The organism is Mycobacterium sp. 134, from assembly GCF_048282715.1.
In the GTDB taxonomy this organism is placed as follows: Bacteria; Actinomycetota; Actinomycetes; order Mycobacteriales; family Mycobacteriaceae; genus Mycobacterium; species Mycobacterium septicum.
Map to the genome: position 1 here is coordinate 3,410,425 of NZ_JBLVUN010000008.1, position 23,654 is coordinate 3,434,078.

Sequence of the window (23,654 nt, forward strand, 5' to 3'; positions counted from 1 at the left end):
TTGCTCACAGACTGTGACGCACGCATCCGAAATGTGAGCGGCAGGCCGATGTTAGGTAAATTGGCCTCGACCATGAAAACCCTTGACGCCCCCCGGACGGAGCCCGGCACCGAATCCGGTTCCGTTCCACGCGCAGTCATGGGTACCCGTGCATCGGGTTTCTACCGCCACGATCTGGACGGACTGCGCGGCATCGCCATCGCCCTCGTGGCGATGTTCCACATTTGGTTCGGCCGGGTTTCCGGTGGTGTCGACGTTTTCCTGGCGCTGTCCGGATTCTTCTTCGGCGGCAAGATCCTGCGGATCGCACTCAACCCGGATGCACCGCTGTGGCCACTTCCCGAAGTGGTCCGGTTGATTCGACGGCTGCTTCCCGCACTGGTTGTGGTGCTTGCCGCAGCCGCCGTGCTGACGATCCTGGTGCAGCCCGAAACCCGCTGGGAAACGTTTGCTGACCAAAGCCTGGCAAGCCTGGGCTACTACCAGAACTGGGAACTGGCCAACACTGCCGCGGACTACCTTCGCGCCGGTGAGGCGGTCAGCCCGCTCCAGCACATCTGGTCGATGTCCGTCCAGGGACAGTTCTACCTGGCCTTCCTGTTACTGGTCTTCGGGTTCGCTTTCCTGGGCCGCCGGCTGTTCGGCCGCCATCTGCGCACCGCGTTCATCGTTTTACTGGGCGCGCTGACCATCGCTTCTTTCGTGTACGCGATCATCGCCCACAACAACGATCAGGCCACCGCCTACTACAACAGCTTTGCCCGCGGCTGGGAGCTGCTCGTCGGCGCGCTCGCCGGGGCGTTGGTACCGGCGGTGCGGTGGCCGATGTGGTTGCGCACGGTCCTGGCGACCGTCTCGCTCGCCGCGATCCTGACGTGTGGCTGGTGGATCGACGGCGTCAAGGAGTTTCCCGGGCCGTGGACGCTGGTCCCGGTCGGCGCCACCGTCATCTTCATCCTGACCGCTGCCAACCGGGTCGACGATCCGAGCGCGGGTCAACGGTTGCCCGCCCCCAACCGGATGCTGGCGACAAAGCCGTTCGTGTCGCTGGGCTCGATGGCCTACTCGCTCTACCTGTGGCACTGGCCGTTGCTGATCTTCTGGCTGTCCTACTCGGGCCATGCCCACGCCAACTTCCTCGAGGGCACGATCGTGCTGCTCGTGTCGGGCGTTCTGGCCTGGCTCACCACGCGCTACATCGAGGAGCCACTGCGCTCGCAGAAGACCAAGGCCGCCACCGCCACGGCACCTGCCGTTCCGCTACGGGTGCGTCTGCGCCGGCCCACCATCGTTGTCGGCTCGATCGTCGGTCTTCTCGGTGTCGCCCTGACCGCCACTTCGTTCACCTGGCGTGAGCATGTCACCGTGCAGCGCGCCAACGGCAAGGAACTGTCGGGGCTGTCGGCCCGCGACTATCCCGGAGCACGCGCCCTGATCGACCACGCGCGGGTACCCAAACTGCCCATGCGCCCCACAGTGCTCGAAGCGAAGGACGATCTGCCGGCGTCCACGACGGATGGCTGTATCAGCGATTTCGGCAACACCGACATCATCAACTGCACCTACGGCGACAAAGACTCCCCGCGCACCGTCGCGGTGGCCGGCGGATCGCATGCCGAGCACTGGATCACCGCCCTGGACCTGCTGGGCCGCCTGCACAACTTCAAGGTCGTCACCTACCTCAAGATGGGTTGTCCTCTGACCACGGAGGAAACGCCGCTGGTGATGGGCGACAACCGCCCGTATCCGAAATGCCATGAGTGGAACGAAAAGGTGATGGACCGGCTCATCACCGATCGGCCCGACTATGTGTTCACCACCTCCACCCGGCCATGGAACATCAAGCCAGGTGACGTGATGCCGGGCACCTATATCGGAATCTGGGAAACTCTCTCGCAGAACAACATTCCGGTTCTGGCGATGCGCGACACTCCGTGGCTGACCCGAAACGGCCAGCCGTACTTCCCTTACGACTGCCTGGCCAACGGCGGCGACTCCATCTCCTGCGGCATAGAGCGGTCCAAGGTACTCTCCGACCACAACCCCACGCTGGATTTCGTCGGAAGGTTTCCTCTGCTCAAGCCACTCGACATGAGCGATGCGGTGTGCCGTAAGGACTATTGCCGCGTGGTGGAGGGAAATGTCTTGCTGTATCACGATTCCCACCACATCTCCACGACGTACATGCGCACGATGACAGGTGAACTGGGCCGCCAGATGGCGGCGGCCACCGGTTGGTGGTGAACCCATGCCACCGTCTTCTCCAGTGCCGTCGTCTCCAGTACCCACGCCGATGCCGACCGTCTGGCCCGGCGAGGCCTACCCGCTCGGCGCGACCTATGACGGTGCGGGCACCAACTTCTCGCTGTTCTCGGAAGTCGCCGAACGCGTCGAGCTGTGTCTGATCGCCAAGGACGGGACCGAGCACCGGATCAATCTCGAAGAGGTCGACGGTTACGTCTGGCACGCCTATCTGCCGACTGTTACGCCCGGGCAGCGGTACGGGTACCGGGTGTACGGCCCGTGGGATCCCGGCGCCGGACATCGTTGTGACCCCAGCAAGCTGCTGCTGGACCCTTACGGCAAGTCGTTCCACGGCGACTTCGATTTCAGCCAGGCGCTGTTCTCCTACGACCTGACGGCCGAACCTCCCGGCACGGGAACCCCGCCGCAGGTCGACTCCCTGGGCCACACCATGACCAGCGTGGTGATCAACCCGTTCTTCCAATGGGGTTCGGACCGCTCACCCAAGACCCCGTATCACGACACGGTCATCTACGAGGCGCACGTCAAGGGAATGACCCAGACCCACCCGGGCATCCCCGAGGAACTCCGGGGCACCTATGCGGGGCTGAGCCACCCGGTGGTCATCGAGTATCTCCAGTCGCTGAACATCACCGCGATCGAGCTGATGCCGGTGCACCAGTTCATGCACGACCATCGCCTGCTGGACCTCGGGTTGCGAAACTACTGGGGCTACAACACGGTCGGTTTCTTCGCCCCGCACTTCCAATATGCGGCCACCAGGCACGCCGGCGGCGCCGTGGCCGAGTTCAAGACCATGGTCAAGGCGTTCCACGATGCCGGTATCGAGGTCATCCTCGACGTCGTCTACAACCACACCGCCGAAGGAAACCACCTCGGCCCCACCATCAACTTCCGCGGGATCGACAACGCCGCCTATTACCGGCTGCTCGACGGGCAGCTCGAGTACTACAAGGATTTCACCGGGACCGGCAACAGCCTCAATGCCCGGCACCCGCACACGCTGCAACTGATCATGGACTCTCTGCGGTACTGGGTCCTGGAGATGCACGTCGACGGGTTTCGGTTCGACCTGGCCTCCACGCTGGCCCGCGAGTTCTACGACGTGGACCGGCTTTCGGCGTTCTTCGACCTGGTCCAGCAGGACCCGGTGGTCAGCCAGGTGAAACTGATCGCCGAACCGTGGGACGTCGGCGAGGGCGGCTACCAGGTCGGCAACTTCCCCGGCTTGTGGACCGAGTGGAACGGCAAGTACCGCGACACCGTGCGTGACTACTGGCGCGGCGAACCCTCGACGCTCGGCGAGTTCGCGTCCCGGCTCACCGGCTCCTCGGACCTCTACGAGGCCACCGGCCGCCGGCCCGGCGCCAGCATCAACTTCGTCACCTGCCACGACGGGTTCACCCTCAACGACCTGGTGTCCTACAACGAGAAGCACAACGAGGCCAACGGTGAGGACAACCGCGACGGCGAGAGCCACAACCGCTCGTGGAACTGCGGCGTCGAGGGGCCGACCGACGACCCGGAGATCCTCGCCCTGCGCGCCAAGCAGATGCGCAACATCATGGGGACACTGATGCTGTCCCAGGGCACCCCGATGATCGCCCACGGCGACGAGATCGGTCGGACCCAGTTGGGCAACAACAACGTGTACTGCCAGGACTCCGAGCTGTCCTGGATGGACTGGTCACGGCTCGAGAGCAACGCCGACCACCTGGAGTTCACCCGTAAGGTGCTCGCATTCCGCAAGCGCCATCCCGCGTTTCGGCGCCGCCGGTTCTTCGAGGGTAAGCCGATCCGCAGCGGTGACCAGGTCCGCGACATCGCGTGGCTCACCCCGGCGGGGACCGAGATGACCCCCGAGGACTGGGGCACCGGGCTGGGTACCTGTGTCGCGGTGTTCCTCAACGGCGATTCCATCCCGGCCCCCAACGCGCGAGGTGAACGCGTCGTCGACGACACGTTCCTGTTGTGCTTCAACGCCAACGACCACGAGCAGGACTTCGTCACCCCCAACGGCGATTACGCCGCCGAATGGACCGGCGACCTCGATACCGCCAGCCCGACCGGCGATTCCGGGCTCGTGGTGGCCGCGGGCGAGAAGATCTCACTACAGGCCCGCTCACTACTCGTGCTCCGCAAGACGGCCTGATATGCCCGGCCCGGTCCTGTCCACGTATCGGCTCCAGATGCGCGGGGACTGCTGCACATTCGACGACGCGGTGAATCTCCTGGACTATCTCGACCGGCTGGGAATCTCGCATCTCTACCTGTCGCCGATCCTGACCGCCGCACACGGATCCACCCACGGCTACGACATCACCGATCCCACCACGGTATCGGCCGCCCTCGGCGGCAGGGAGGGACTGCGCCGATTGTCAGAGGCTGCCCGGTCCCGCGGCATGGGCCTGATCGTGGACATCGTGCCCAACCACGTCGGCGTCGCCCACCCCGAGCAGAACCCCTGGTGGTGGGATCTGCTGCGGCATGGCCGCGCCTCGGCCTACGCCGACTACTTCGACATCGATTGGGATCTCGACGGCGGGCGGATCGTGTTGCCGGTCCTGGGTTCCGACGACGACGTCGCCGACCTGGTGCTCGACGGCGACGTGCTGCGACTGGGCGACCTGGTCTTCCCGGTGGCGCCCGGTACCGGCTCGGGTACCGGCAGCGAGGTCCATGACCGCCAGCACTACCGGCTGACGGGTTGGCGCACCGGGATCTGCGGCTACCGTCGCTTCTTCTCCATCACGTCCCTGGCGGCGCTGCGCCAGGAGGACCGCACCGTCTTCGACGCGAGCCACGTGGAGGTGAAGCGCTGGTTCGAGGAGGGCCTGGTGGACGGCCTGCGGATCGACCATCCGGACGGACTGTCCGACCCCGCAGGCTATCTGGGGTGGTTACGCGAACTCACCGGTCCCGAAGCCTGGATCGTGGTCGAGAAGATCCTGGCCGCCGACGAGAGCCTCGATGCGTCACTGCCCGTCGACGGCACCACCGGCTACGACGCGCTGCGCGAGGTGGGTGGACTGTTCATCGCCCCGTCCGGCGAAAGCCCGCTCACCGCGGTGAGCGGGCGCCCGGATCCCGACGCCGAACGCACACTCAAGACCGCGGCGGTAACCGACACCCTGGCCAGCGAATTGGGCCGGCTGTGCCGGGCCATCACAGCGGTGACCGCGAGGCAGGACCGGCTGCTGCCGTCCGCCGTGGCCGCACTGATCAGCAGGGTCGGCGTGTACCGCAGCGACTATCCGGCGCTCGGCGCGATCCTTCCGGTAGCCGTACAGGAGACATCTTGGGCTGCACCGGAACTGACCGAAACGCTGTCCACCGTCGCGACGGCCCTGTCCACCAGTGACGAGGTGGTGTCCCGGTTCAACCAACTGTGTGGTGCGGCGACGGCCAAGGCGGTCGAGGACTGCCTGTTCTACCGCGACGCCCGACTGGTGTCGCTCAACGAGGTCGGCGGTGCGCCAGAGTTGTTCGGGGTGTCGGCAGCCGAGTTCCACCAGCGGACGACGACGCGGATGCGCGCCTGGCCGAAGGCGATGACCACATTGTCAACCCACGACACCAAGCGCGGCGAGGACGTCCGCACCCGGATCGGGCTGCTGTCCCAGGTCCCCGAGACGTGGGCCGATTCGGTCGAGCGGTGGTCAGCATCGTCTACTCCCCCGGACCGGGACACCGCACTGTTTTTGTGGCAGAACATTTTCGGCGTCTGGCCGGTGGACGGCGCCGTCACCGACGAGCTTCGTGCCCGGTTGCACGCCTACGCCGAGAAGGCGATCCGGGAAGCCGCCACCCGAACCTCATGGCATGACCCGTGCGTGGAATTCGAGAACGAGGTGCACGGTTGGCTGGACCGGGTCCTCGACGGGCCCGTCGCCGCCGAACTGACGACGCTGGTGGGTCGGCTCGACGCGCACGCCCGAAACGACAGCCTGGGCCAGAAACTCATCCAGCTGACCGCGCCCGGCATCCCCGACGTCTACCAGGGCACCGAAACGACCGAGGACAGCCTGGTCGATCCGGACAACCGGCGCCCCGTCGACCATGCGGCGCTGCGTGATGCGCTGGAGCGCGGGGACGACGACAAGCTGCGGGTGACCACGGCCGCGCTGACACTGCGCCGCGCGCGGCCGGCGACCTTCCGGGCCGGCGGCTACACGCCGCTGCCCGCCACCGGTACCGCCGCAGCACACCTGGTGTCGTTTCTGCGCGGTCAGGATGTCGTGGTGGCCGCGTGCCGGTGGACCGTGGCACTGGCCGAAACCGGTTGGTCCGACACGGCATTGCCATTGCCCGACGGCCGGTGGCTGGATCTGCTCAGTGGCCGGCGGTGGGCCGGGCGGGTGCCGTTGACCGACCTGCTCGCCGATTCGCCGGTGGCCTTGCTGGAGCGCACAGATGACTGAATTCACCGTGTGGGCACCGAAGCCCGACCGCGTACGGGTCGACGTGGACGGAGCGCAGCACGAGATGACGCGCACCGCCGACGGCTGGTGGCGGGCCGAGGTCGACTGCCGCGCCGACGCCCGGTACGGGTTTGTTCTCGACGAGGACGCCGCGGTACTGCCGGATCCTCGCTCAGCGCGCCAGCCCGACGGCGTGCATGAACGCTCACAGCTGTGGCAGCCCACACCGGACGCCTGGACCGACGCCGGGTGGGCGGGCCGGTCCATCTGCGGCGGGGTGATCTACGAACTTCACACCGGAACCTTCACTCCCGAAGGCACATTCGATGCCGCCATCGAGAAGCTCGACCACTTGGTGGGTCTCGGTGTCGATTTCGTGGAGTTGATGCCTGTCAACGCGTTCAACGGCACATACGGCTGGGGTTATGACGGGGTGCTGTGGTACGCGGTGCACGAACCCTACGGCGGACCGGACGGCCTCGTCCGGCTGATCGACGCCTGCCACGCACGTGGACTCGGCGTGCTGATCGACGCGGTGTTCAACCACCTCGGCCCGTCGGGCAACTACCTGCCGCGGTTCGGTCCGTATCTGTCGACCGGCAGCAATCCGTGGGGCAGTTCGATCAACCTGTCCGATGCCGACGCCGACGAGGTGCGCAGCTACATCATCGACTGTGCGCTGCGCTGGATGCGCGACTTCCACGCCGACGGTCTGCGTCTGGATGCGGTGCATGCGCTGGCGGACAACACCGCGATCCATCTGCTCGAGGAGCTGGCGGCCGAGACCGACGCCCTGGCAGAAGAACTCGGCCGTCCCCTCTCGTTGATCGCCGAAAGCGACCTGAACGACCCTCGGCTGATCACCCCGCGCGACCGTGGCGGCTTCGGCCTGACCGCACAGTGGGACGACGACGTCCACCATGCCATCCATACCGCGGTGTCGGGTGAACGGCAGGGCTACTACGCCGATTTCGGATCGCTGGCCACCCTGGCACAGACGCTCAAGCACGGATACTTCCACGCCGGCACATACTCGTCGTTCCGTCACCGCAGACACGGCCGCCCGTTGGACACCGCCACCATTCCGGGCACTCGGCTGCTGGCCTACACCCTTACCCACGACCAAGTCGGCAACCGCGCCGTCGGCGACCGGCCGTCGCAGCTCCTGACATTTGGCCAGCTGGCCGTCAAGGCCGCGCTTGCGCTCGGATCACCCTATACAGCAATGCTTTTCATGGGCGAAGAGTGGGGATCCTCCTCACCGTTCCAGTTCTTCAGCTCGCATCCCGAGCCGGAACTGGCCCGCGCCACCGCCGAGGGACGTAAGGCCGAATTCGCCGAGCACGGCTGGGATGCGGACGAGATCCCGGATCCGCAGGACCCGGAGACATTCCTGCGGTCAAAGCTGAACTGGAGCGAGCTCTCCGACGGCGATCACCATCGGCTGCACAGGACCTATCTGGAGCTGATCGCGTTGCGGCGCACCGAGCCCGACCTCGCGGATCCGTGGCTGGATCACATGTCGATCGACTTCGACGAGCAGCAGCGTTGGATCGTTCTGCACCGCGGCGCCCTGTCGATCGCCTGCAACCTCGGTTCCGACGCCGTGTCCGTGCCGGTGGCAGGGAAACTGGTCGCGGCCTGGGAAGACCCCGTCTTCGGTTCCGGCGCCACGATATTGGCCGGTCATTCGTTCGCCATCCTGCGCACCGACCGCGTTCAGTAGTCCTTCCGCACGGTCGTGCTGTCCGGATCCACCGGGGCACCGCGCGAATCCGTGGGGCGCAATTCCGCGAGCGCGACACCCCGTTCGTCGACGAGTGCCGAGCGAGCCTCGTCAGCCTCGAAGGCGTGCCGCTCTCCCCACTGGCGCAACGCCACCACGACGGTGAAGAGGTCGCGACCGGCCTGGGTGAGCGTGTACACCTGCCGCCGGCCTGATGCGGCCGCCTCCCGATCGAGGATGCCGCGCTCGACGAGACGGCGCAGCCGGTCGGTGAGGATGTTGCGCGCGATGCCGGTGCGCTGCTGAAAGTCGGTGAACGCCCGCGCGCCGTCCATGGCGTCGCGGACGATGAGCAGACTCCAGCGGTCCCCGACGAGATCGACAGTGCGCGCCACCGGGCAGGTGGGATCGGTCCAGGTCACGTCATCGCTGTGCGGCACCGGCTCGGCCATCACACCCCCCTGAAGAGTTGCTGAATGAAACCATTCTGCCGTAGCCTGCAATTAGTTGCAATCTGCAACCAATTAAGGAGTGTGCATGGAGCTGACCCTCGGCCTGCGGATGTTCTTCGCCACGGTGTGTGCGGTGGCCGTCGCGACGATCTACGCGGCGCAGCCCGTCCTCGCCGGCATCGGCCGCGATCTGGGCGTGCCGGAGGCCGACCTGGGATGGATCGTGACGGCCGGACAACTCGGTTACCTGGTCGGGTTGGTCGCCCTCGTCCCGTTCGGCGACATCCTCGACCGCCGTCGGCTCATCAGTGGGCACCTTCTCCTGGCCGCGTTCGGTGTGACACTGGCGGCGACGGCCGCCCAAACCTGGCTGCTGCTCGGCGGATTGGCGGTCGCAGGGTTGTTCGCGGTCGTCGTCCAGACCACTGTCGCCTACGCTGCGGCCCTGTCCACGCCCCAGGACCGCGGCCGGACCCTCGGCATGGTGACCTCCGGAGTCGTCGTCGGCATCCTTGGTTCACGCGTCGCGGCAGGCGCCCTCGCTGCCGTGTGGGGGTGGCGCAGCGTCTATGCCGGGCTGGCGGTGTTGCTGGTTGCCCTGGCAGCCCTGGTGCCGAGGCTGTTGCCGCCCGACCCACGGCGCGAACAAACGGATTACCTCGACGTGCTGATGTCGTTGGCCCGACTGTTCCGCGAGCGCCTTTTCGTCTCACGCGGGCTGATCGCGTTCTTCCTGTTCGCGTCCTTCGGGACGCTGTGGAGCGGCCTGGCACTGCCGCTCACCGCCGCTCCGTGGCATCTGAGCACGGCACAGATCGGCCTCTTCGGTATCGCAGGTCTTGCCGGTGCGCTCGGCGCGGCCCGGGCAGGACGCTGGGCCGACTCCGGCCTCGCGAGCGCCGTCACCGGCGGGGCGCTCGCACTCCTTACCGCGTCATGGCTGGCCATCGGACACGCATCATGGTCGCTGGTACTGATCGTCGTCGGCGTGATCGTGCTCGACTTCGCCGTGCAAGCCGTGCATGTGAGCAACCAGCACCTACTCACCACAGCCCACCCGCATCGGACCAGCAGCGTCATCGGCGGCTACATGTTCTTCTACTCACTCGGCTCGGCACTCGGGGCAACGGCCACGACCGCGGTCTACGCGTTCGCGGGGTGGACCGGTTCCAGCATCCTCGGCGCCGCGTTCGCGGCGTGCGCGCTCGTCGTCTGGTCGGTCAGCCGAGCGGCGCACCAAATGCCACGATGACGGCGACCACCGCGAGCACCGCAGCGAAGAGGCGAAGATGATCCACGCCCTTCGTCACCCACTTCTCCCCCACGACGACCCCGAACAGGACCACCATCAGCCAGAGCGCGTGCGGGGCCAGCGCCATCGGCAGCATCATCGGGCCGCATGCCCCGGTGCACTGCAATCCGTTCCGCAGCCCCTCCCCGACGCAGGCCCGGTCCGCTCGCCATCCGTCGGCCGGCAGCGCCCGGACCCGGTGGCACGCGCGGAGGAAGAACCGCTTCCTGCGGGTCAGTTCCCAGGCCGCCGCCGTCGCCAGGAGCGCCGAGACGGCAAGAGCTCCTCCGGCTTTCGGTCCGATCAACCAGGCGACCGTCAGCGCGAGCGCCCCGAACGCCGACCACACCGCGAGGTAGCCGACGGCGAACAACGCCTGGCCGCGGTGGCGGCGATTCCATCTGCCGTTCAGCGCTATCGACCGTGCGGCGGGCAGCGTCGTCGGCAGCATCATCGCGGCCGCCATCACCGCCCACAGCGCCATCGAATCGGGGAATTCCATTGCACCGGAGTGCACCCCGACACAACCGTCGGCGACAACGTCGACGCTCATCGTGCCGTGGTGGTGGCCCGCGCCGTGCGGCACCATCGAACAATGTTGGGCTCCGGCGTGAGACGGCATCGTCAGATGCAGGATCACGACCGCGAGCCAGGCGGCCACCGCGACCGTCAGCAGGGACAGCTCCGGATGTCTCCACCGCAACCGCCGCCAGGCCGATGGCCGCGCCGCCCGGCTCGGCACTGCGGTGAGTGTCATTGCAGGAAGACGCTCACTCGACCAACTCGCGCATTGCCGGACTCCTGCGGCGCCGAGGCCTGGGCACCGGGCAGCTGGATGGGATGGGCCGCCGGCTCCACATACTGCGGGACGAAGGTGACGCTGACCTGATCGCTCCAGCGGCCCTCGGCGCTGAACCGCCGGTACAGGCCCGTGATGTCGAAGGCGAGCCGCATCCCGCCGTGCTCATTGTCGGGGTTACTGGTCTCCTCGATCCCGAAAAAGGCCGCGACACCGACGAAATGGTCGTCATCGACGGTGGGTTCGCCACCGCCCACATTGAGATACACCTTGTAGGTGACGCCCACCGGTGCCGGTGACGTCACGTCCTCGATGCGGAGGAAGGCGCGCGACGCCGGTGTCGCCTCCTCAGCCAGCGGGCCGATCGGAGGAGCGATACCGAAGGTGACGTTGGCGGTCTCACCGGCGAGGGCGATCGCACTGTCCGACGCTCCGACGAGTTCCGGCGGGTTCTCGGGTGCGGGTTCGGTTGGCATGAGAGCCTCCAGTGCGACAGGGGCCGCGATGTCCTCATAGCGGTAGCTGAGCTGGGTCGTGGTGTCGAGCACCTCTTGCACCGTCTCGGTGAGCGTCGCCCGGTTCTCGTCGTGGAAGTGGAACGTCACACCGGTCAGCCAGGCGGCCTCTGTGGTGTTCGTCCGGTCGGGCATCGTCCGCCAGATCTCCCAGATCCGATCGATGTTGGCGTGGTGCAGCCAGAAGATCGGGTCCAGCGCGGCGGTGTTGAACGAACCCATCAGACCGCCCACACCGACGTGAACCGCACCGTGCGGCGTTCCTTCGAGCGGTCCCATCGCCGAGCCCGGATCTTCGCCGCCATGGCTGAATCCGGTGCGCCCACCGGCAAACCCGCCGATCCCGGCGAAATCCACCGGCGCCAGCGCACTGGTCAGGTCGACGTCGGAGACAGGCAGCGACGAACCGTCATTGAGGTTTCGCCCGGGCACCCACAGCGGGTTCGGCGTCACGCCGTCCGGCAGGGTGGTGTCGAGGAAGGCCTGCGGCAATCGCCTGTGAGCGGCATCGTCGCTGCTGTAATTCCAATAGGGCAACGCCCAGGTCGCCTTCGTCTGCTCGTCGACGTCGTCCAGGTCTGCGATGGCAGATCTGATGATCCGCTCGAACCACTGCAGGTACATCCGGTGCCAAGGCAGGAAGAACCAGCAGAAGTGCTGGCATTGGTTCCGGTAGTTGTCGGGATTCACTGTGGTGCCGTGGATGTCGGACTGATACTGCCAACCGATCGGGTCGAACTGATCCGCGTCCGCCCGGTCGATCAGCACCTGCACTGCGCGGGCGTAGGCGTAGATCGTCGGGTGCCAGTGATCGATCGCGTCGAGTGTCCAGATGTCGTGGCGGACCCGCGTGGACGCTTCCGTGACCGTGATGATCTGCCCCGTGAAGATCCGATTCACGTTGGCGATCTGGGGATTGGCGCTTTCGAGGTCGGCCAGGCTCACCCCGAATCTGGCTGCGATGTGGGTCAGGGTGTCGCCGGACTGCACGACGTATTCGGGTCCGGGCACCGGTGAACTGCCCGGCACGATGATGATCTGGCCCGGGAAGATCCGGTGTGGATCGGTGATGTGCGGGTTCGCCGACTCAAGGCCGGCCAGACCCACCCCGAGCCGAGTTGCGATGGCACCGAGGGTGTCACCGGATTTGATGAGGTATTTCGCCATGGCTGGCTCCCTTGACGGCAGATCTCCCGTGAGGCGGTAACCCCACGTCATGGACGGTAGGCATCTGCGGCCCGAGACGCGCGCGTAGATCACTACCTGCATTCGGTTCCGACGCGGTCCGCACGTCGCGCGACATCGGCACCGGTGCAGACCTGGCAGGTCCGGTCCGCGCATTTTTCGAGTAGGCGACTACGCACGAAATTCGCGGGTCCGCGACGCATGATCAGGCCATGCCGTGGCGCCGACACCCGGTCGGCCCTCGACGGGGCAGCCACCATCGGACCAGGAGATGTGAGAACTGATGAACGACAACGGGTTAGAGAGCTTTGCGCTGCACAGCGCTGACAAGTACCAGGGCCCGGCGGTGCGGGCCATCAACGAGGAGGCGGTCAGACCGGACACGGCCCGGGCGATCGACGTGGCAACACTCGATCCGGAATCGGCGGCGCGCCGCTATCTGAACCAGATGATCGCCAGTCCCGAGGTGCCGACCATCACCGACAGCAGCGCGGGCGCAGGAACCGAGTACCGGGCCCTTGGCACCGAATCCATCCCGCTCACGGATTCCACCGTCGTCAAGTTCGCCCAGTACCGTCAGCGCATTCCGATCTACGGCTCCCTCGTCACGATCGAGTTGGATGACGACAACAACATGCTGGCGGTCAATTCGGCGATCGGTAATCCCGACGGTGTCGACGCCGTGGCGGCGATATCGCCGGCCCAGGCTCAGGACGTGATCGTCAAGGACGCGGGCAAGGACGCGCTGCCCTTGCCCGAGCCGCCCCGGCTGTACTTCTACTTCGACAACAGCTCCCAGCCCGGGGTGTGGCGCCTGGTCTACATCGCGAAGAACGTGCAGCGACACCGCAAGCGCACCTCGGACGGCCACCCAGAGACGCTGCCGGAACTCTTCGACTACGTCGTCGACGCCCATTCCGGCGAATTGGTGACCAAACTTCCCCGTACGCAGACGATTTCGTGGACTCTGGAAGAACTGGACTCCACCGATGCACTCGGCCAGACCCGGCGTATCCGGGCCGAGCGCGACGAGAACGACAACACGCGGCTCGTGGACCCGACCCGGCGCATCGAGACCTACGATTTCGGGTTCCGCAGGATCGAATCGCAATTCCGCTCGCTACCGGGCGCCGCGCCGATCACCAACCCCCCGGCCCCGTGGAGCCCGGCGGCGATCAGCGCACACGCCAATGCCCAAGAGGTGGCCGATTACCTGCTGAACACATTGCAGCGCAACGGTCTGGACAACCAGGGAGGACCTTTCATCTCCTCCATCAACTGCACGTCGATCCAGGACCCGACCCCCCGTGAATGGCGCAACGCCGCCTGGATCGGGACGCAGATGGTGTACGGCCAGCGCAGTGTCAACGGCGAGCTTCGGTCCTATGCGGTGGCCGTGGATGTCGTCGCCCACGAGATGACGCACGGATTGACCGACAACACGGCCCGCCTGGAGTACAAGGACGAATCCGGCGCGCTCAACGAGTCCTATTCGGACATCATGGGCACGATCATCGCCAACTCCCAGAAACCGGACATCGACAGCTGGAACTGGGAGATGGGCGAGGAACTCGACGGAACCGGCGTGCCGCTGCGCGATCTGAGTGATCCGACGCGGCGCGGTCAGCCCGCCCACGTGCGCGACTACGTGAACACGACCCGCGACAACGGCGGCGTGCACACCAACAGCGGCATCCACAACAAGGCGGCGTACAACGTCATCAGCGCGAAGAACGGCCAGGGCTATCTCTTCACGCCGCAGGACGTCGCAACGCTGTTCTATCTGGCACTGACCCTGCACCTGTCGCGGACATCTGGGTTCAGCGACAGTCGACGCGCGGTCGAACTCGTGGCCAAGTCCCTGTTCCGCAAGGATCCGCAAGACGTTCTGGACGAAAAAGTCCGAGCCGTCAGCGCCGGGTTCGAGGCCACCGGTATCGGAGCCTGAGGCCTCGCCGGCTTCAGGAAGGGCGGCTCAGGTCAGGTACCGGTAGGTCGGCGACCCCGGTTCGAGCAACTCGACGTGGATATCGGAATCCTGCATCCGGGCCAGCAAGCCCTCCAGGTCCGTGGCCGCGCTCAACTCGACGCCGCACAACGCCTCACCGGTCTCCCGGTTGTTGCGCTTGACGTACTCGAACAGGGTGATGTCGTCGCCCGGCCCGAGCACCTCGTCGAGGAAACGGCGCAGCGCCCCGGGTTCCTGCGGGAAGTCCACGAGGAAGTAGTGCTTGAGTCCCAGGTGCACCAGTGACCGCTCGACCACCTCGTTGTAGCGGGACACGTCGTTGTTGCCGCCCGAGATCAGACACACAACGGTCGACCCGGGCTCGATGTCGGCCTCCAGCAGCGCGGTCACCGACAGCGCCCCGGCGGGCTCGGCGATGATTCCGTCGTTCTGGTACAGGTCGAGCATCGCAGTACAGACCGCGCCCTCGTCGACCGTGGTGAGGGCGACCATGTCACCGGCGGCGGCCAGCGCGGCGTAGGGCAACGCACCGGCCCGTGCCACTGCCGCACCGTCGACGAACTGATCGACGTGGTCGAGGGTCACGGGTTCGCCCGCGGCCAGCGCGGCGATCATCGACGCCGCACCCGCAGGCTCCACACCGAGCACCGATGTGCTCGAGGCGCGCTCGGCGAGATATGTGGTGATGCCCGCGATGCAGCCGCCGCCACCCACGGGGACGATCACCAGATCCGGCTCCTCGTCGAGTTGGTCGAGCACCTCGGCGGCGATGGTGCCCTGTCCGGCCATCGTGCGCAGGTCGTCGTACGGCGGCACCAGGGTGGCCCCGGTGCGTGCGACATCGTCGAGCGCGGCGGCGGCAGCCAGATCGTAGGTCGACCCGCCGGCGATGAGCTCGATGAACTCGCGGCCGTGGTACCGGATCCGGTCCCGCTTCTGCTTGGGGGTCTTGGCCGGTACATAGACGCGGCCATGGGTGCGCATCGACCGGCAGGCCATCGCGAAACCCTGGGCGTGGTTGCCTGCCGAGGAACACACGACGCCGGCCGCCAGTTCCTCGGGCGAGAGCTGCGCCATCAGGTTGAACGCGCCGCGCACCTTGTAGGAACGGACCGCTTGCAGGTCCTCGCGCTTGAGGTAGACGTTGGCCCCGGTCGCTTCCGACAGCCGCTCGTTGAACTGCAGCGGGCTGCGGGTGACCACCCCGGAAATTCGCTCGGCGGCCTCGTCGATGTCGGCGGCAGTCAGCGGCGCGGCCAGCGGGGACACTCGGGAGCCTTTGCTCAGATCGGCAGTCACCGTTCAATGGTGCCACTGGCCAGCGGTTTCACTACACGTGGGTGGGCGCACACGCCGAGATTCCGCGGTCCGCGTCACCAGACCACCGAAATTCGCAACATGCGGTTGAACAGACGCCGAACTGGGAAAATAACCAGCGTGAGGCACACTCAGCGGGGAGTGCGGTGGGCGGCAGCGCACATCGTGATGGCGGTCGCGCTCGCCGCGACCGCGTGTGCGGCGCCCGCCGGCAGCCCCGCCGATGCCAACACCGCGCGAGTCTTCATCGACGACCAGGAAATGCCGACGTCCTACAAGGTGCAGTGCACGCAAATCTCCTGGTTGTGGACCATCGAAACGGAGCCGCAAACACCTGGGTTCACCGCGATCATCCAGACCGGGGGCACCGTCGAGCCCAAGGTCATGCGGATCCGGGACCTGACCGGCTTCACCGGGGGCGCTCAGGCCGGCGCGCCGGACACCCAGGCAGGCATCGACGACACCAAATTCCACTTCAGCGGCACCGCACATGGCTCGTTCGCCGACCGCCCGACCAAACCGGCCGAGGTCCGGTACCGGGTGGAAGCCCGCTGTTGAACCAGATCAACCGGTAAAACGACACGCCTGATCCGAGGTTTCGGCTGGCCGAAATCAATGTTGCGAGCTATCGTCAACATATGACCACCGCCGGGAACTTTCGCAGCGTCACCTCCCGGGCCGATCACCAGGTCGACATCGCCGGGGTGCCCTGGCCGACCTACAAGCTGATCGCCCTGGCGATCGGTGCCCTGGTACTGGTGGTCGTCGGTGTGGCCACCATGAGTACGGCACCGGCCGTGCTCTCGGCCGCCGCGGTCACCATCGCAGTGTGGCTGGGCCTGGGCCGTTTCTCGCCCTCTGATCACTGACCTTCCAGCAGTCCCCGCAACGTCTCCAGATCGGCGGCCACGGCGGCGACATCTGCCTCGAACTGCTCATCGGTCATCCCAGGTCGCTGCCGGACGGTGAATACGACTTCGCACGACTTTTCCTCGACCCCCGCCGGGACGACCCGCATCGGGTTGTAGACGGCCTCACCCGAGGGCAGACGCACCACGTGATCGAGCACGCCGAGCGCATTCGTAGGGGTGAATTCGACGCTGACCTCACCCATCGGGGAATCCGCCACCCATCCTCGCGAAGTGAGGCGCAACCCGCCCTCCGCCAGTCCCGCCGCCCACGAGGCCAACTGCCGCGGATCCGACGCGTAGGCGTACACCGCGTCGGGCGCGACCTCGATCCAGACGCTCACATGCCTGCTACGCATGGTTCCACCGTAGGCTGCCGGACGCTCGCCGCGCACCCACGCACTGTGACGATTCACGAGTCAGGCCGTGATGGCAAGGGCGGTAAACGTTTTCGCCCAACTGTTCAGCCGTGGACCGGGTGTACGGTCGGGTTTGTGGGTATTCCGACAACGGGCCTCCTACCGGTGGAGGAAACCGCTTTCCTGACGCTGTACGCCCGGGCGCTCGACAGCCGGTGGGCCCGCCCGATCCTCGGCGACGCCATGGCGGATGAGGCAGTCGGACAACTCGATTACGACTTCGCCGGCCTGGGCGTGCAGACCAGCGTGGTGTGCCAGTCGGCGCTGCGGGCCAAGATGCTCGACGACCGGGTCCGTGCATTCGTGGCCGGCCATCCCGACGCCGTCGTCGTCGATCTCGGCGGCGGCCTCGACAGCGGTGTTCACCGTGTCTCGCCGCCGGTCACAGTCGACTGGTACAGCGTGGACCTGCCGGGGATCAGCCAACTACGGGACCGCATGCTGCCGCCACTCCCCCAGGCGCATACGGTTGCCGCGTCGTTGGCCGACCCGGACTGGACCGACCCGATTCCCTCCGATCGACCCACCATGCTGGTGGCCGACGGACTGTTCGCGTTCCTCGGCGAACCGGTCATCACCGGCATCTTCCGAAAGATCACCGAACACTTCGATTCCGGGGAACTCGCGTTCAACGACTACGGCCGGATCGGTTGGATGAGTAAGGCAGCCCTGAAGTTCTTTCCGGCCAAGATGTTCAAAGATGTCGGAAGCCAGTGGGGCTACCCAGGATTCAAGGACGCCCACCATCCCGAAACCTGGAATCCGAGACTGCGACTCGTCGAGGAGTCCAGCCTGGCCCACCAACCGGAGGTCGATCGCTTTCCCGGTGCACTGCGGATCGCGACCCGGGTCTCCGGCCTCAGCAAGGCGACGGCCCGCAAGGCGCGCATCCTGCGGTACCGGTTCTGACCGGCCGTCGCCATTACCCGTCAGGTAGTCGACCAAACCGGCATGCGGCGTCATCGTTGACGCATGTCGCTGTCCATCGGCATCATGCTGCCAAGCCGGGAAACCGCGATGACGGGCCGGCATGACGCACACGGGCTGATCGAATTCGCCCGAACCGCAGAGGAATCGGGATTCGACTCGGTATGGACCGGGGATTCCGTGCTGGCCCGCACCCGGGTTGATCCGCTGACGCTGCTCGCAGCGGTGAGTGCCCGCACCTCCCGCGTCACCCTCGGTACCGCAGCGCTGATCGGTCCGTTGCGCCCGCCGCTGCTGACCTCGGCGCAGGCCGCCACGGTCGACCAACTCTCGGGCGGCCGGCTGATCCTCGGACTGGGTTCCGGATCTCCCCTACCGGAAAGCCGGCGTGAATTCGACGCGCTGGCAATGCCGTTCAGCGATCGGGCGCGCCGCCTGGACGAGGCCGCCGAACTGTGGCGGCAGGCATGGGCCGGCGAGAGCCGATTCAGCGGCCGGTACTGGCAGATCGATGGCCTCGACAGTGCACTTCCGCCCGCGCGCCCGGGCGGCCCGCCCCTGTGGTTGGCCGGCGGCGACTCGGACCGGGTCATCGCCCGGGTCGCCGAAGGCTACGACGGATGGTTGCCCTACCTTCCCGATGCCGGCGCCTACGCGCGGGCCTGGGCGCGAATCAGCGAGCTGACGCCGCGCCCCATCACGCCCGCGCTGTACGCCACGGTATGTATCGACGACGACCGCAGGCGCGCCAAGGACACGCTCGACACCTACACCCGGGCCTACTATCGCCAGCCGCTGGATGTGCTGAGCTCGTTTCAGGCGATCTGTGGTGGATCGGCCCAGGAATGCGCGGCGTGGCTCGCCGGCTATGTCGACGCCGGGGCACGACACCTGGTTCTGCGGATCGGCTCGCTCGACCCGCACCCGCACATGCTTGCCGGCCGGCTACTGCCGCTCTTGCGTCAGGCCGGAAGCTCGTGATGAATCCCGCACGTGCACAACTCGATTGACGGACACGCGCACCGCATTCCCCACTCGATGACAGCTCGGGCCCGGGCCAGCGCCTCCGTTTGCGCATCGATCTCGGCGAGTTTGGTCTGCGCCAGTTCACGAGCCACCGGCCGGCCCGGAGTGTCATCCCTGAGCAGCAGCCCGATCTCGGTCAATGAGAAGCCGGCGGTCTTGCACAACCTGATCACTTCCAGCCTCATCAGGACCGACTCCTGGTAACGGCGCTGCCCGCCGACGCGCTCCGGCGCGGGCAGCAGCCCGACCTGCTCGTAGTAGCGCAGCGCGGTCTGAGCCACCCCGGTCCGCTGCGTGACATCTCCGATGGTCAGCGTCGCACCCATCCGACCTCCTCCCTCGAGCTTGACTTAGAGTCAACTCTAAGTCGTTGACTGGCTACATGCCGCACACCGACACCACACTCCAGGCTCTCAGCCGCTCCCACTACGCACTGCTGCGCAGCTTCCGCCGCGACGGCACGGCCGTCGACACCCCGATCTGGTTCGTGCTCGACGGCCCGACGGCACTGTTCCGCACCAAGATCGGCCCGAAGACCCGCAGGCTCACCGCCCGACCCGATATCGAACTGGTGGTCTGCGACTACAAGGGACGAGTCACCGGCAGCACCTGGCTGAGCGGCCGGGCCACCGTCCTGGGCGGCGAGGACGCCCAGCTGGCCAACCGCGCCCTGCACCGGCGATACGGATGGCAATGGAACATCGTGCCTCTGCTCAAGATCCCGGGCGTCACCAATGTGCACCGCGACCTTCCGTTGCGGGAGAAGCTACGGCGGGCGCGGGACCGCGGGCTGTGGCCCGACAGCGCGATCGTGAAGATCGACCTGGCCGCTACCCCAGACAACCCGGGCCGAGCAACGCCTTGAGATCACCCATCAACGCCGAGGAAGGGGTCACCCGCAGCGACTGATCCAGTTCCAGCGTGGTGATCCGCTCACCGCTGATCAGCCGCAGATGCACCTGGGAGGTGCCGGGATGATTGGCCAACACCTGTTTGAGCGCACTCACCTTGTCGATGGTGCACTGGCGGGTGGGCAGGCTAACCGCCAGCGGCCGGTCGGCCTGGGCGCTGCTGAAGTCGGGCACGACCAGTTCGTGGGCGATCAGCGAGATCCGGTCATCGCGCGCAGCGACTTTCGCCTTCACCAGTACCACTACGTCGTCCGCGATCTCGTGGCCGAACAATGAGTAGGTCTGGGGGAAGAACAGCACCTCGATGCCACCGGTGAGGTCTTCCAATTGGGCTGAGGCCCAGGGCAAGCCGTTCTTGTTCACGCGACGGTTGACCGAGGCCAGGATACCGCCGACCACCACCTGTGCGTCGTTGGGGATGTCGCCGTCGAGAATCGCCGGGATCTGCGTGTCGACCTGGTTGGCCAGCAGGTGGGCGATCCCGTTGAGCGGATGGCCGGACACGTACAGCCCCAGCATCTCGCGTTCGAGTGCGAGCTTGTGCTTGTCCTCCCACTCCTCCTCGGGCACCTTGATGGTGAACACCGCGTCCGTGCCGCCACCGTCGTCGGCGCCGCCGAACAGATCGAACTGCCCCATCGCCTCGGCCTTCTTGGTGCCGAGCACTGAATCGACGGCGTCGGTGTGCACCAGGAACAGCCCCTTGCGGGGGTGGCCGAGCGAGTCGAACGCGCCCGCCTTCACCAACGATTCGGTGACCTTCTTGTTGCAGGCCGCGATGTCGATCTTGTTGAGGTAATCGGAGAAGTCGGCGTACTTGCCCTTCTCGGTCCGGCTACTGATCAGCGACGCAACGACGTTCGCGCCGACGTTGCGGATCGCGCCCAGACCGAACCGGATGTCGTCGCCCACCGAGGCGAAGTTCTGCACCGACTCGTTGACGTCGGGGGGCAGGACGGTGATACCGAGCCGGCGGCAGTCGGCGAGGTAGACCGCCGCCTTGTCCTTGTCGTCACCGACCGAGGTGAGCAGACCGGCCATGTATTCGGCGGGATAGTTGGCCTTGAGGTAGGCCGTCCAGTAGGACACCAGGCCGTAGCCGGCCGCGTGGGACTTGTTGAACGCGTACCCGGCGAACGGAAGGATGGTGTCCCACAGGGCTTTCACGGCGGCCTCGGAGAATCCGTTGGCCGTCATGCCTTCCTTGAAGCCCTTGTACTCGGCCTCGAGCACCTCAAGCTTCTTCTTACCCATGGCCTTACGGAGCGCATCGGCCTTACCCATGGTGTAGGAGGCGACCTTCTGCGCGATGAACATGATCTGCTCTTGGTAGACGATCAGGCCGTAGGTCTCGGCGAGGATGTCTTTGAGCGGTTCCTCGAGCTCGGGGTGGATGGGCTTGATCGCCTGCCGGCCGTTCTTGCGATCGGCGTAATCGTTGTGGGCGTTCATGCCCATCGGACCGGGACGGTACAGCGCGAGCACCGCCACGATGTCGTTGAATCCGGTGGGCTGCATGCGCCGCAGCAGGTCGCGCATCGCGCTGCCGTCGAGCTGGAACACTCCCAGCGTGTCGCCGCGGCCGAGGAGCTCGTAAGCCGCCGGATCATCGAAGGGCAGCGTGTCCAGATCCAGGTCGATGCCCCGGTTGGCCTGGATGTTCTCCAGGCAGTCACCGATGATCGTCAGGTTCCGCAGGCCCAGGAAGTCCATCTTCAGCAGGCCGATGGCCTCACACGACGGATAGTCCCAGCCGGTGATGACCGCGCCGTCCTGGGGCCGTCTCCAGAGCGGGATCGCGTCGATGAGCGGCTCGGAGCTCATGATCACCGCACATGCATGCACACCCGCGTTGCGCACCAGACCTTCCAGGCCGCGCGCAGTCTCGAAGATGGTCCGCACATCCGGATCGGTGTCGATCAGGGCGCGGACCTCGGCGGCTTCCTTGTACCGCTCGTGGTTGGGATCGGTGATCCCCGACACCGGGATGTCCTTGGCCATGATGGGCGGCGGCAGCGCCTTGGTGATCCGGTCGGCGATCGCGAAACCCGGCTGACCGTAATGCACACGGGCCGAATCCTTCAGCGCCGCTTTGGTTTTGATGGTACCGAAGGTGATGACCTGGGCCACCCGGTCGCTGCCCCACTTGTTGGCCGCGTATCGCAGCATCTCACCGCGGCGGCGGTCGTCGAAGTCGATGTCGATATCGGGGGCCGACGGACGTTCCGGGTTGAGGAAGCGCTCGAACAGCAGACCGTGCGGGATGGGGTCGATGTTGGTGATACCCAGCGCGTAGGCCACCAGTGATCCGGCGGCCGATCCACGGCCCGGCCCCACCCGGATCCCGACCGAACGGGCGTAGTTGATCAGGTCGGCCACGATCAGGAAGTAGGACGGAAAGCCCTTGTCGCAGATGACCTTGATCTCGTAGGCCGCGCGATCGGTGTACTCGGGTGGGACAGGCGCGCCCCGAAACCTGCGCTCCTCCAGGCCGGCCTGGACCTCATGAGTCAGCCAGGAGCCCTGGTCGTGCCCGTCGGGAACCGGGAACACCGGCATGCGGTCGCTGGGGGTCCAGACGTCGGCGTAGGACTGCACCCGCTCGCCGATGAGGACCGTGGAATCGCACGCACCCGGCACCTGGGCGTCCCACAGTGCGCGCATCTCCTCGGCCGATTTGAGGAAGTAGCCGTCGCCGTCGAATTTGAACCGGTTCGGATCCGACAAGGTCTTGCCGGTCTGGATGCACAGCAGGGCCTCGTGGTTCTGAGAGGCCTCACGCGTCACGTAGTGGCAGTCGTTGGTGGCCAGCGGCGGGATGTTGAGCTTCTGCCCGATCTCCAGCAGGCCCTCCCGGACCCGGCGCTCGATGTCGAGGCCATGATCCATGAGCTCGAGGAAAAAGTTGTCGGGACCGAAGATCTCGCGCCATTTGGCGGCCGCCTCCAGCGCTTCCTGGCGGTGGCCGAGCCGCAGCCTGGTCTGCACCTCACCCGACGGGCAACCGGTGGTCGCGATGATGCCCTCGGCGTGTTCGGCGATGATCTCGGCGTCCATGCGCGCCCACTTGCCGAGCTGACCTTCGAAGGAAGCCAACGACGACAGCTTGAACAGGTTGCGCAGACCGGTCGCGGTCTCCGCGACCATCGTCATGTGCGTGTAGGCACCGCTGCCGGAGACGTCGTCGCTCTTCTGGCTCGGATCACCCCACTGGACGCGCTTGGTCTCGAACCGCGAGGCGGGTGCGATGTACGCCTCGATACCGATGATCGGCTTGATGCCGACCTTGGTCGCCGAGTTGTAGAACTCGCTGGCGCCGAACATGTTGCCGTGGTCGGTCATGCCGATCGCCGGCATGCCCAGACGCTGCGCCTCGGCCAGCATCGGGGTGATCTTCGCGGCGCCGTCCAGCATCGAGTACTCGGTGTGGTTGTGCAGGTGCACGAAGGACCCAGAAGATGAACCGCTCATAGGGGTGCCAGTCTATGGCGCCCCACCGACACCGCCGCGCGTGTCGCCTCGC

At 66.3% G+C, this 23,654-nt stretch carries 18 protein-coding genes; 11 read left to right on the plus strand and 7 right to left on the minus strand.

The window, feature by feature from the left end; genetic code table 11:
- Positions 1 to 72 precede the first annotated feature (72 nt).
- From ACNQVK_RS21065 to treZ, 4 genes are read left to right on the plus strand one after another with little or no spacing between them, the layout of a single operon-like run.
- Positions 73 to 2,244, plus strand: a complete 2,172-nt coding sequence (locus ACNQVK_RS21065; RefSeq protein WP_418031051.1) for an acyltransferase family protein — start codon at positions 73 to 75, stop codon at positions 2,242 to 2,244.
- 4 nt (positions 2,245 to 2,248) lie between these two features.
- Positions 2,249 to 4,417 (plus strand): glycogen debranching protein GlgX, encoded by a 2,169-nt coding sequence (gene glgX / locus ACNQVK_RS21070; RefSeq protein WP_418031052.1) that lies wholly within the window; start codon positions 2,249 to 2,251, stop codon positions 4,415 to 4,417.
- Between the two features lies 1 nt (position 4,418).
- The gene (treY, locus tag ACNQVK_RS21075) at positions 4,419 to 6,686 is read left to right on the plus strand and encodes a malto-oligosyltrehalose synthase (RefSeq protein ID WP_418031053.1); all 2,268 of its coding nucleotides are present in this window, start codon (positions 4,419 to 4,421) and stop codon (positions 6,684 to 6,686) included.
- A complete protein-coding gene (treZ, locus tag ACNQVK_RS21080; RefSeq protein WP_418031054.1) occupies positions 6,679 to 8,412 on the plus strand; it encodes a malto-oligosyltrehalose trehalohydrolase in 1,734 nt (577 codons plus the stop codon). The genes treY and treZ overlap by 8 nt, the downstream gene beginning before the upstream one ends.
- Here treZ and ACNQVK_RS21085 read toward each other — a convergent pair.
- The gene (locus tag ACNQVK_RS21085) at positions 8,406 to 8,864 is read right to left on the minus strand and encodes a winged helix-turn-helix transcriptional regulator (protein ID WP_418031055.1); all 459 of its coding nucleotides are present in this window, start codon (positions 8,862 to 8,864) and stop codon (positions 8,406 to 8,408) included. The two genes, treZ and ACNQVK_RS21085, sit on opposite strands and share 7 nt — an antisense overlap.
- 85 nt (positions 8,865 to 8,949) lie before the next feature.
- Between ACNQVK_RS21085 and ACNQVK_RS21090 the strand changes: the two genes are divergently transcribed.
- Positions 8,950 to 10,116 carry an MFS transporter gene (locus tag ACNQVK_RS21090; protein ID WP_418031056.1) on the plus strand — a complete coding sequence of 389 codons (1,167 nt, stop codon included), beginning with the start codon at positions 8,950 to 8,952 and terminating at the stop codon, positions 10,114 to 10,116.
- Here ACNQVK_RS21090 and ACNQVK_RS21095 read toward each other — a convergent pair.
- Both ACNQVK_RS21095 and ACNQVK_RS21100 read right to left on the minus strand, forming a co-directional pair.
- A complete protein-coding gene (locus tag ACNQVK_RS21095) occupies positions 10,085 to 10,912 on the minus strand; it encodes a DUF2182 domain-containing protein (RefSeq protein ID WP_418031057.1) in 828 nt (275 codons plus the stop codon). The two genes, ACNQVK_RS21090 and ACNQVK_RS21095, sit on opposite strands and share 32 nt — an antisense overlap.
- A complete protein-coding gene (locus tag ACNQVK_RS21100; RefSeq protein ID WP_418031058.1) occupies positions 10,909 to 12,636 on the minus strand; it encodes a tyrosinase family protein in 1,728 nt (575 codons plus the stop codon). The genes ACNQVK_RS21095 and ACNQVK_RS21100 overlap by 4 nt, the downstream gene beginning before the upstream one ends.
- Positions 12,637 to 12,937: 301 nt before the next feature.
- Here ACNQVK_RS21100 and ACNQVK_RS21105 point away from each other — a divergent pair, with 301 nt between their 5' ends.
- Positions 12,938 to 14,602 (plus strand): M4 family metallopeptidase, encoded by a 1,665-nt coding sequence (locus ACNQVK_RS21105; protein WP_418031059.1) that lies wholly within the window; start codon positions 12,938 to 12,940, stop codon positions 14,600 to 14,602.
- Positions 14,603 to 14,629: 27 nt separating this feature from the next.
- Here ACNQVK_RS21105 and ilvA read toward each other — a convergent pair whose 3' ends face one another.
- Positions 14,630 to 15,910, minus strand: a complete 1,281-nt coding sequence (gene ilvA, locus ACNQVK_RS21110; RefSeq protein WP_418034245.1) for a threonine ammonia-lyase IlvA — start codon at positions 15,908 to 15,910, stop codon at positions 14,630 to 14,632.
- 150 nt (positions 15,911 to 16,060) lie between these two features.
- Here ilvA and ACNQVK_RS21115 point away from each other — a divergent pair, with 150 nt between their 5' ends.
- Together ACNQVK_RS21115 and ACNQVK_RS21120 are read left to right on the plus strand one after the other, a co-directional pair.
- On the plus strand, positions 16,061 to 16,498 hold the full coding sequence (locus tag ACNQVK_RS21115; RefSeq protein ID WP_418031060.1) for a lipoprotein LpqH: 438 nt from the start codon (positions 16,061 to 16,063) through the stop codon (positions 16,496 to 16,498).
- Between the two features lie 80 nt (positions 16,499 to 16,578).
- Positions 16,579 to 16,809, plus strand: a complete 231-nt coding sequence (locus ACNQVK_RS21120) for a hypothetical protein (protein ID WP_418031061.1) — start codon at positions 16,579 to 16,581, stop codon at positions 16,807 to 16,809.
- Here the strand turns inward: ACNQVK_RS21120 and ACNQVK_RS21125 are convergent.
- Entirely contained in the window at positions 16,803 to 17,207 is a 405-nt protein-coding gene (locus ACNQVK_RS21125) for an SRPBCC family protein (protein ID WP_418031062.1), read from the minus strand. The genes ACNQVK_RS21120 and ACNQVK_RS21125 overlap by 7 nt on opposite strands.
- A 135-nt stretch (positions 17,208 to 17,342) precedes the next feature.
- On the opposite strand from ACNQVK_RS21125, the gene ACNQVK_RS21130 reads away from it, so the two are divergent.
- On the plus strand, positions 17,343 to 18,176 hold the full coding sequence (locus ACNQVK_RS21130) for a class I SAM-dependent methyltransferase (RefSeq protein ID WP_418031063.1): 834 nt from the start codon (positions 17,343 to 17,345) through the stop codon (positions 18,174 to 18,176).
- A 63-nt stretch (positions 18,177 to 18,239) separates the two neighbouring features.
- On the plus strand, positions 18,240 to 19,175 hold the full coding sequence (locus ACNQVK_RS21135; RefSeq protein WP_418031064.1) for an LLM class flavin-dependent oxidoreductase: 936 nt from the start codon (positions 18,240 to 18,242) through the stop codon (positions 19,173 to 19,175).
- Here the strand turns inward: ACNQVK_RS21135 and ACNQVK_RS21140 are convergent.
- Positions 19,157 to 19,546, minus strand: a complete 390-nt coding sequence (locus ACNQVK_RS21140; RefSeq protein ID WP_418031065.1) for a MerR family transcriptional regulator — start codon at positions 19,544 to 19,546, stop codon at positions 19,157 to 19,159. The two genes, ACNQVK_RS21135 and ACNQVK_RS21140, sit on opposite strands and share 19 nt — an antisense overlap.
- Before the next feature lie 56 nt (positions 19,547 to 19,602).
- Here ACNQVK_RS21140 and ACNQVK_RS21145 point away from each other — a divergent pair, with 56 nt between their 5' ends.
- Complete coding sequence (locus ACNQVK_RS21145) at positions 19,603 to 20,085, plus strand: PPOX class F420-dependent oxidoreductase (protein WP_418034246.1); 483 nt, start codon at positions 19,603 to 19,605, stop codon at positions 20,083 to 20,085.
- On the opposite strand, the gene dnaE is transcribed toward ACNQVK_RS21145, so the two are convergent.
- Positions 20,051 to 23,602 (minus strand): DNA polymerase III subunit alpha, encoded by a 3,552-nt coding sequence (dnaE, locus tag ACNQVK_RS21150; protein WP_418031066.1) that lies wholly within the window; start codon positions 23,600 to 23,602, stop codon positions 20,051 to 20,053. The two genes, ACNQVK_RS21145 and dnaE, sit on opposite strands and share 35 nt — an antisense overlap.
- Positions 23,603 to 23,654: the final 52 nt, after the last annotated feature.

Bases quoted from the DNA above. Each gene is read 5' to 3' on its own strand.
- ACNQVK_RS21140 (WP_418031065.1), bottom strand. From the start codon at position 19,546: ATGGGTGCGACGCTGACCATCGGAGATGTCACGCAGCGGACCGGGGTG.
- treZ (WP_418031054.1), top strand. From the start codon at position 6,679: ATGACTGAATTCACCGTGTGGGCACCGAAGCCCGACCGCGTACGGGTC.
- ACNQVK_RS21090 (WP_418031056.1), top strand. From the start codon at position 8,950: ATGGAGCTGACCCTCGGCCTGCGGATGTTCTTCGCCACGGTGTGTGCG.
- ACNQVK_RS21065 (WP_418031051.1), top strand. From the start codon at position 73: ATGAAAACCCTTGACGCCCCCCGGACGGAGCCCGGCACCGAATCCGGT.
- ACNQVK_RS21120 (WP_418031061.1), top strand. From the start codon at position 16,579: ATGACCACCGCCGGGAACTTTCGCAGCGTCACCTCCCGGGCCGATCAC.
- ACNQVK_RS21145 (WP_418034246.1), top strand. From the start codon at position 19,603: ATGCCGCACACCGACACCACACTCCAGGCTCTCAGCCGCTCCCACTAC.
- ACNQVK_RS21095 (WP_418031057.1), bottom strand. From the start codon at position 10,912: ATGACACTCACCGCAGTGCCGAGCCGGGCGGCGCGGCCATCGGCCTGG.
- ACNQVK_RS21105 (WP_418031059.1), top strand. From the start codon at position 12,938: ATGAACGACAACGGGTTAGAGAGCTTTGCGCTGCACAGCGCTGACAAG.
- ACNQVK_RS21100 (WP_418031058.1), bottom strand. From the start codon at position 12,636: ATGGCGAAATACCTCATCAAATCCGGTGACACCCTCGGTGCCATCGCA.
- treY (WP_418031053.1), top strand. From the start codon at position 4,419: ATGCCCGGCCCGGTCCTGTCCACGTATCGGCTCCAGATGCGCGGGGAC.
- ACNQVK_RS21085 (WP_418031055.1), bottom strand. From the start codon at position 8,864: ATGGCCGAGCCGGTGCCGCACAGCGATGACGTGACCTGGACCGATCCC.
- ACNQVK_RS21125 (WP_418031062.1), bottom strand. From the start codon at position 17,207: ATGCGTAGCAGGCATGTGAGCGTCTGGATCGAGGTCGCGCCCGACGCG.
- dnaE (WP_418031066.1), bottom strand. From the start codon at position 23,602: ATGAGCGGTTCATCTTCTGGGTCCTTCGTGCACCTGCACAACCACACC.
- glgX (WP_418031052.1), top strand. From the start codon at position 2,249: ATGCCACCGTCTTCTCCAGTGCCGTCGTCTCCAGTACCCACGCCGATG.
- ACNQVK_RS21135 (WP_418031064.1), top strand. From the start codon at position 18,240: ATGTCGCTGTCCATCGGCATCATGCTGCCAAGCCGGGAAACCGCGATG.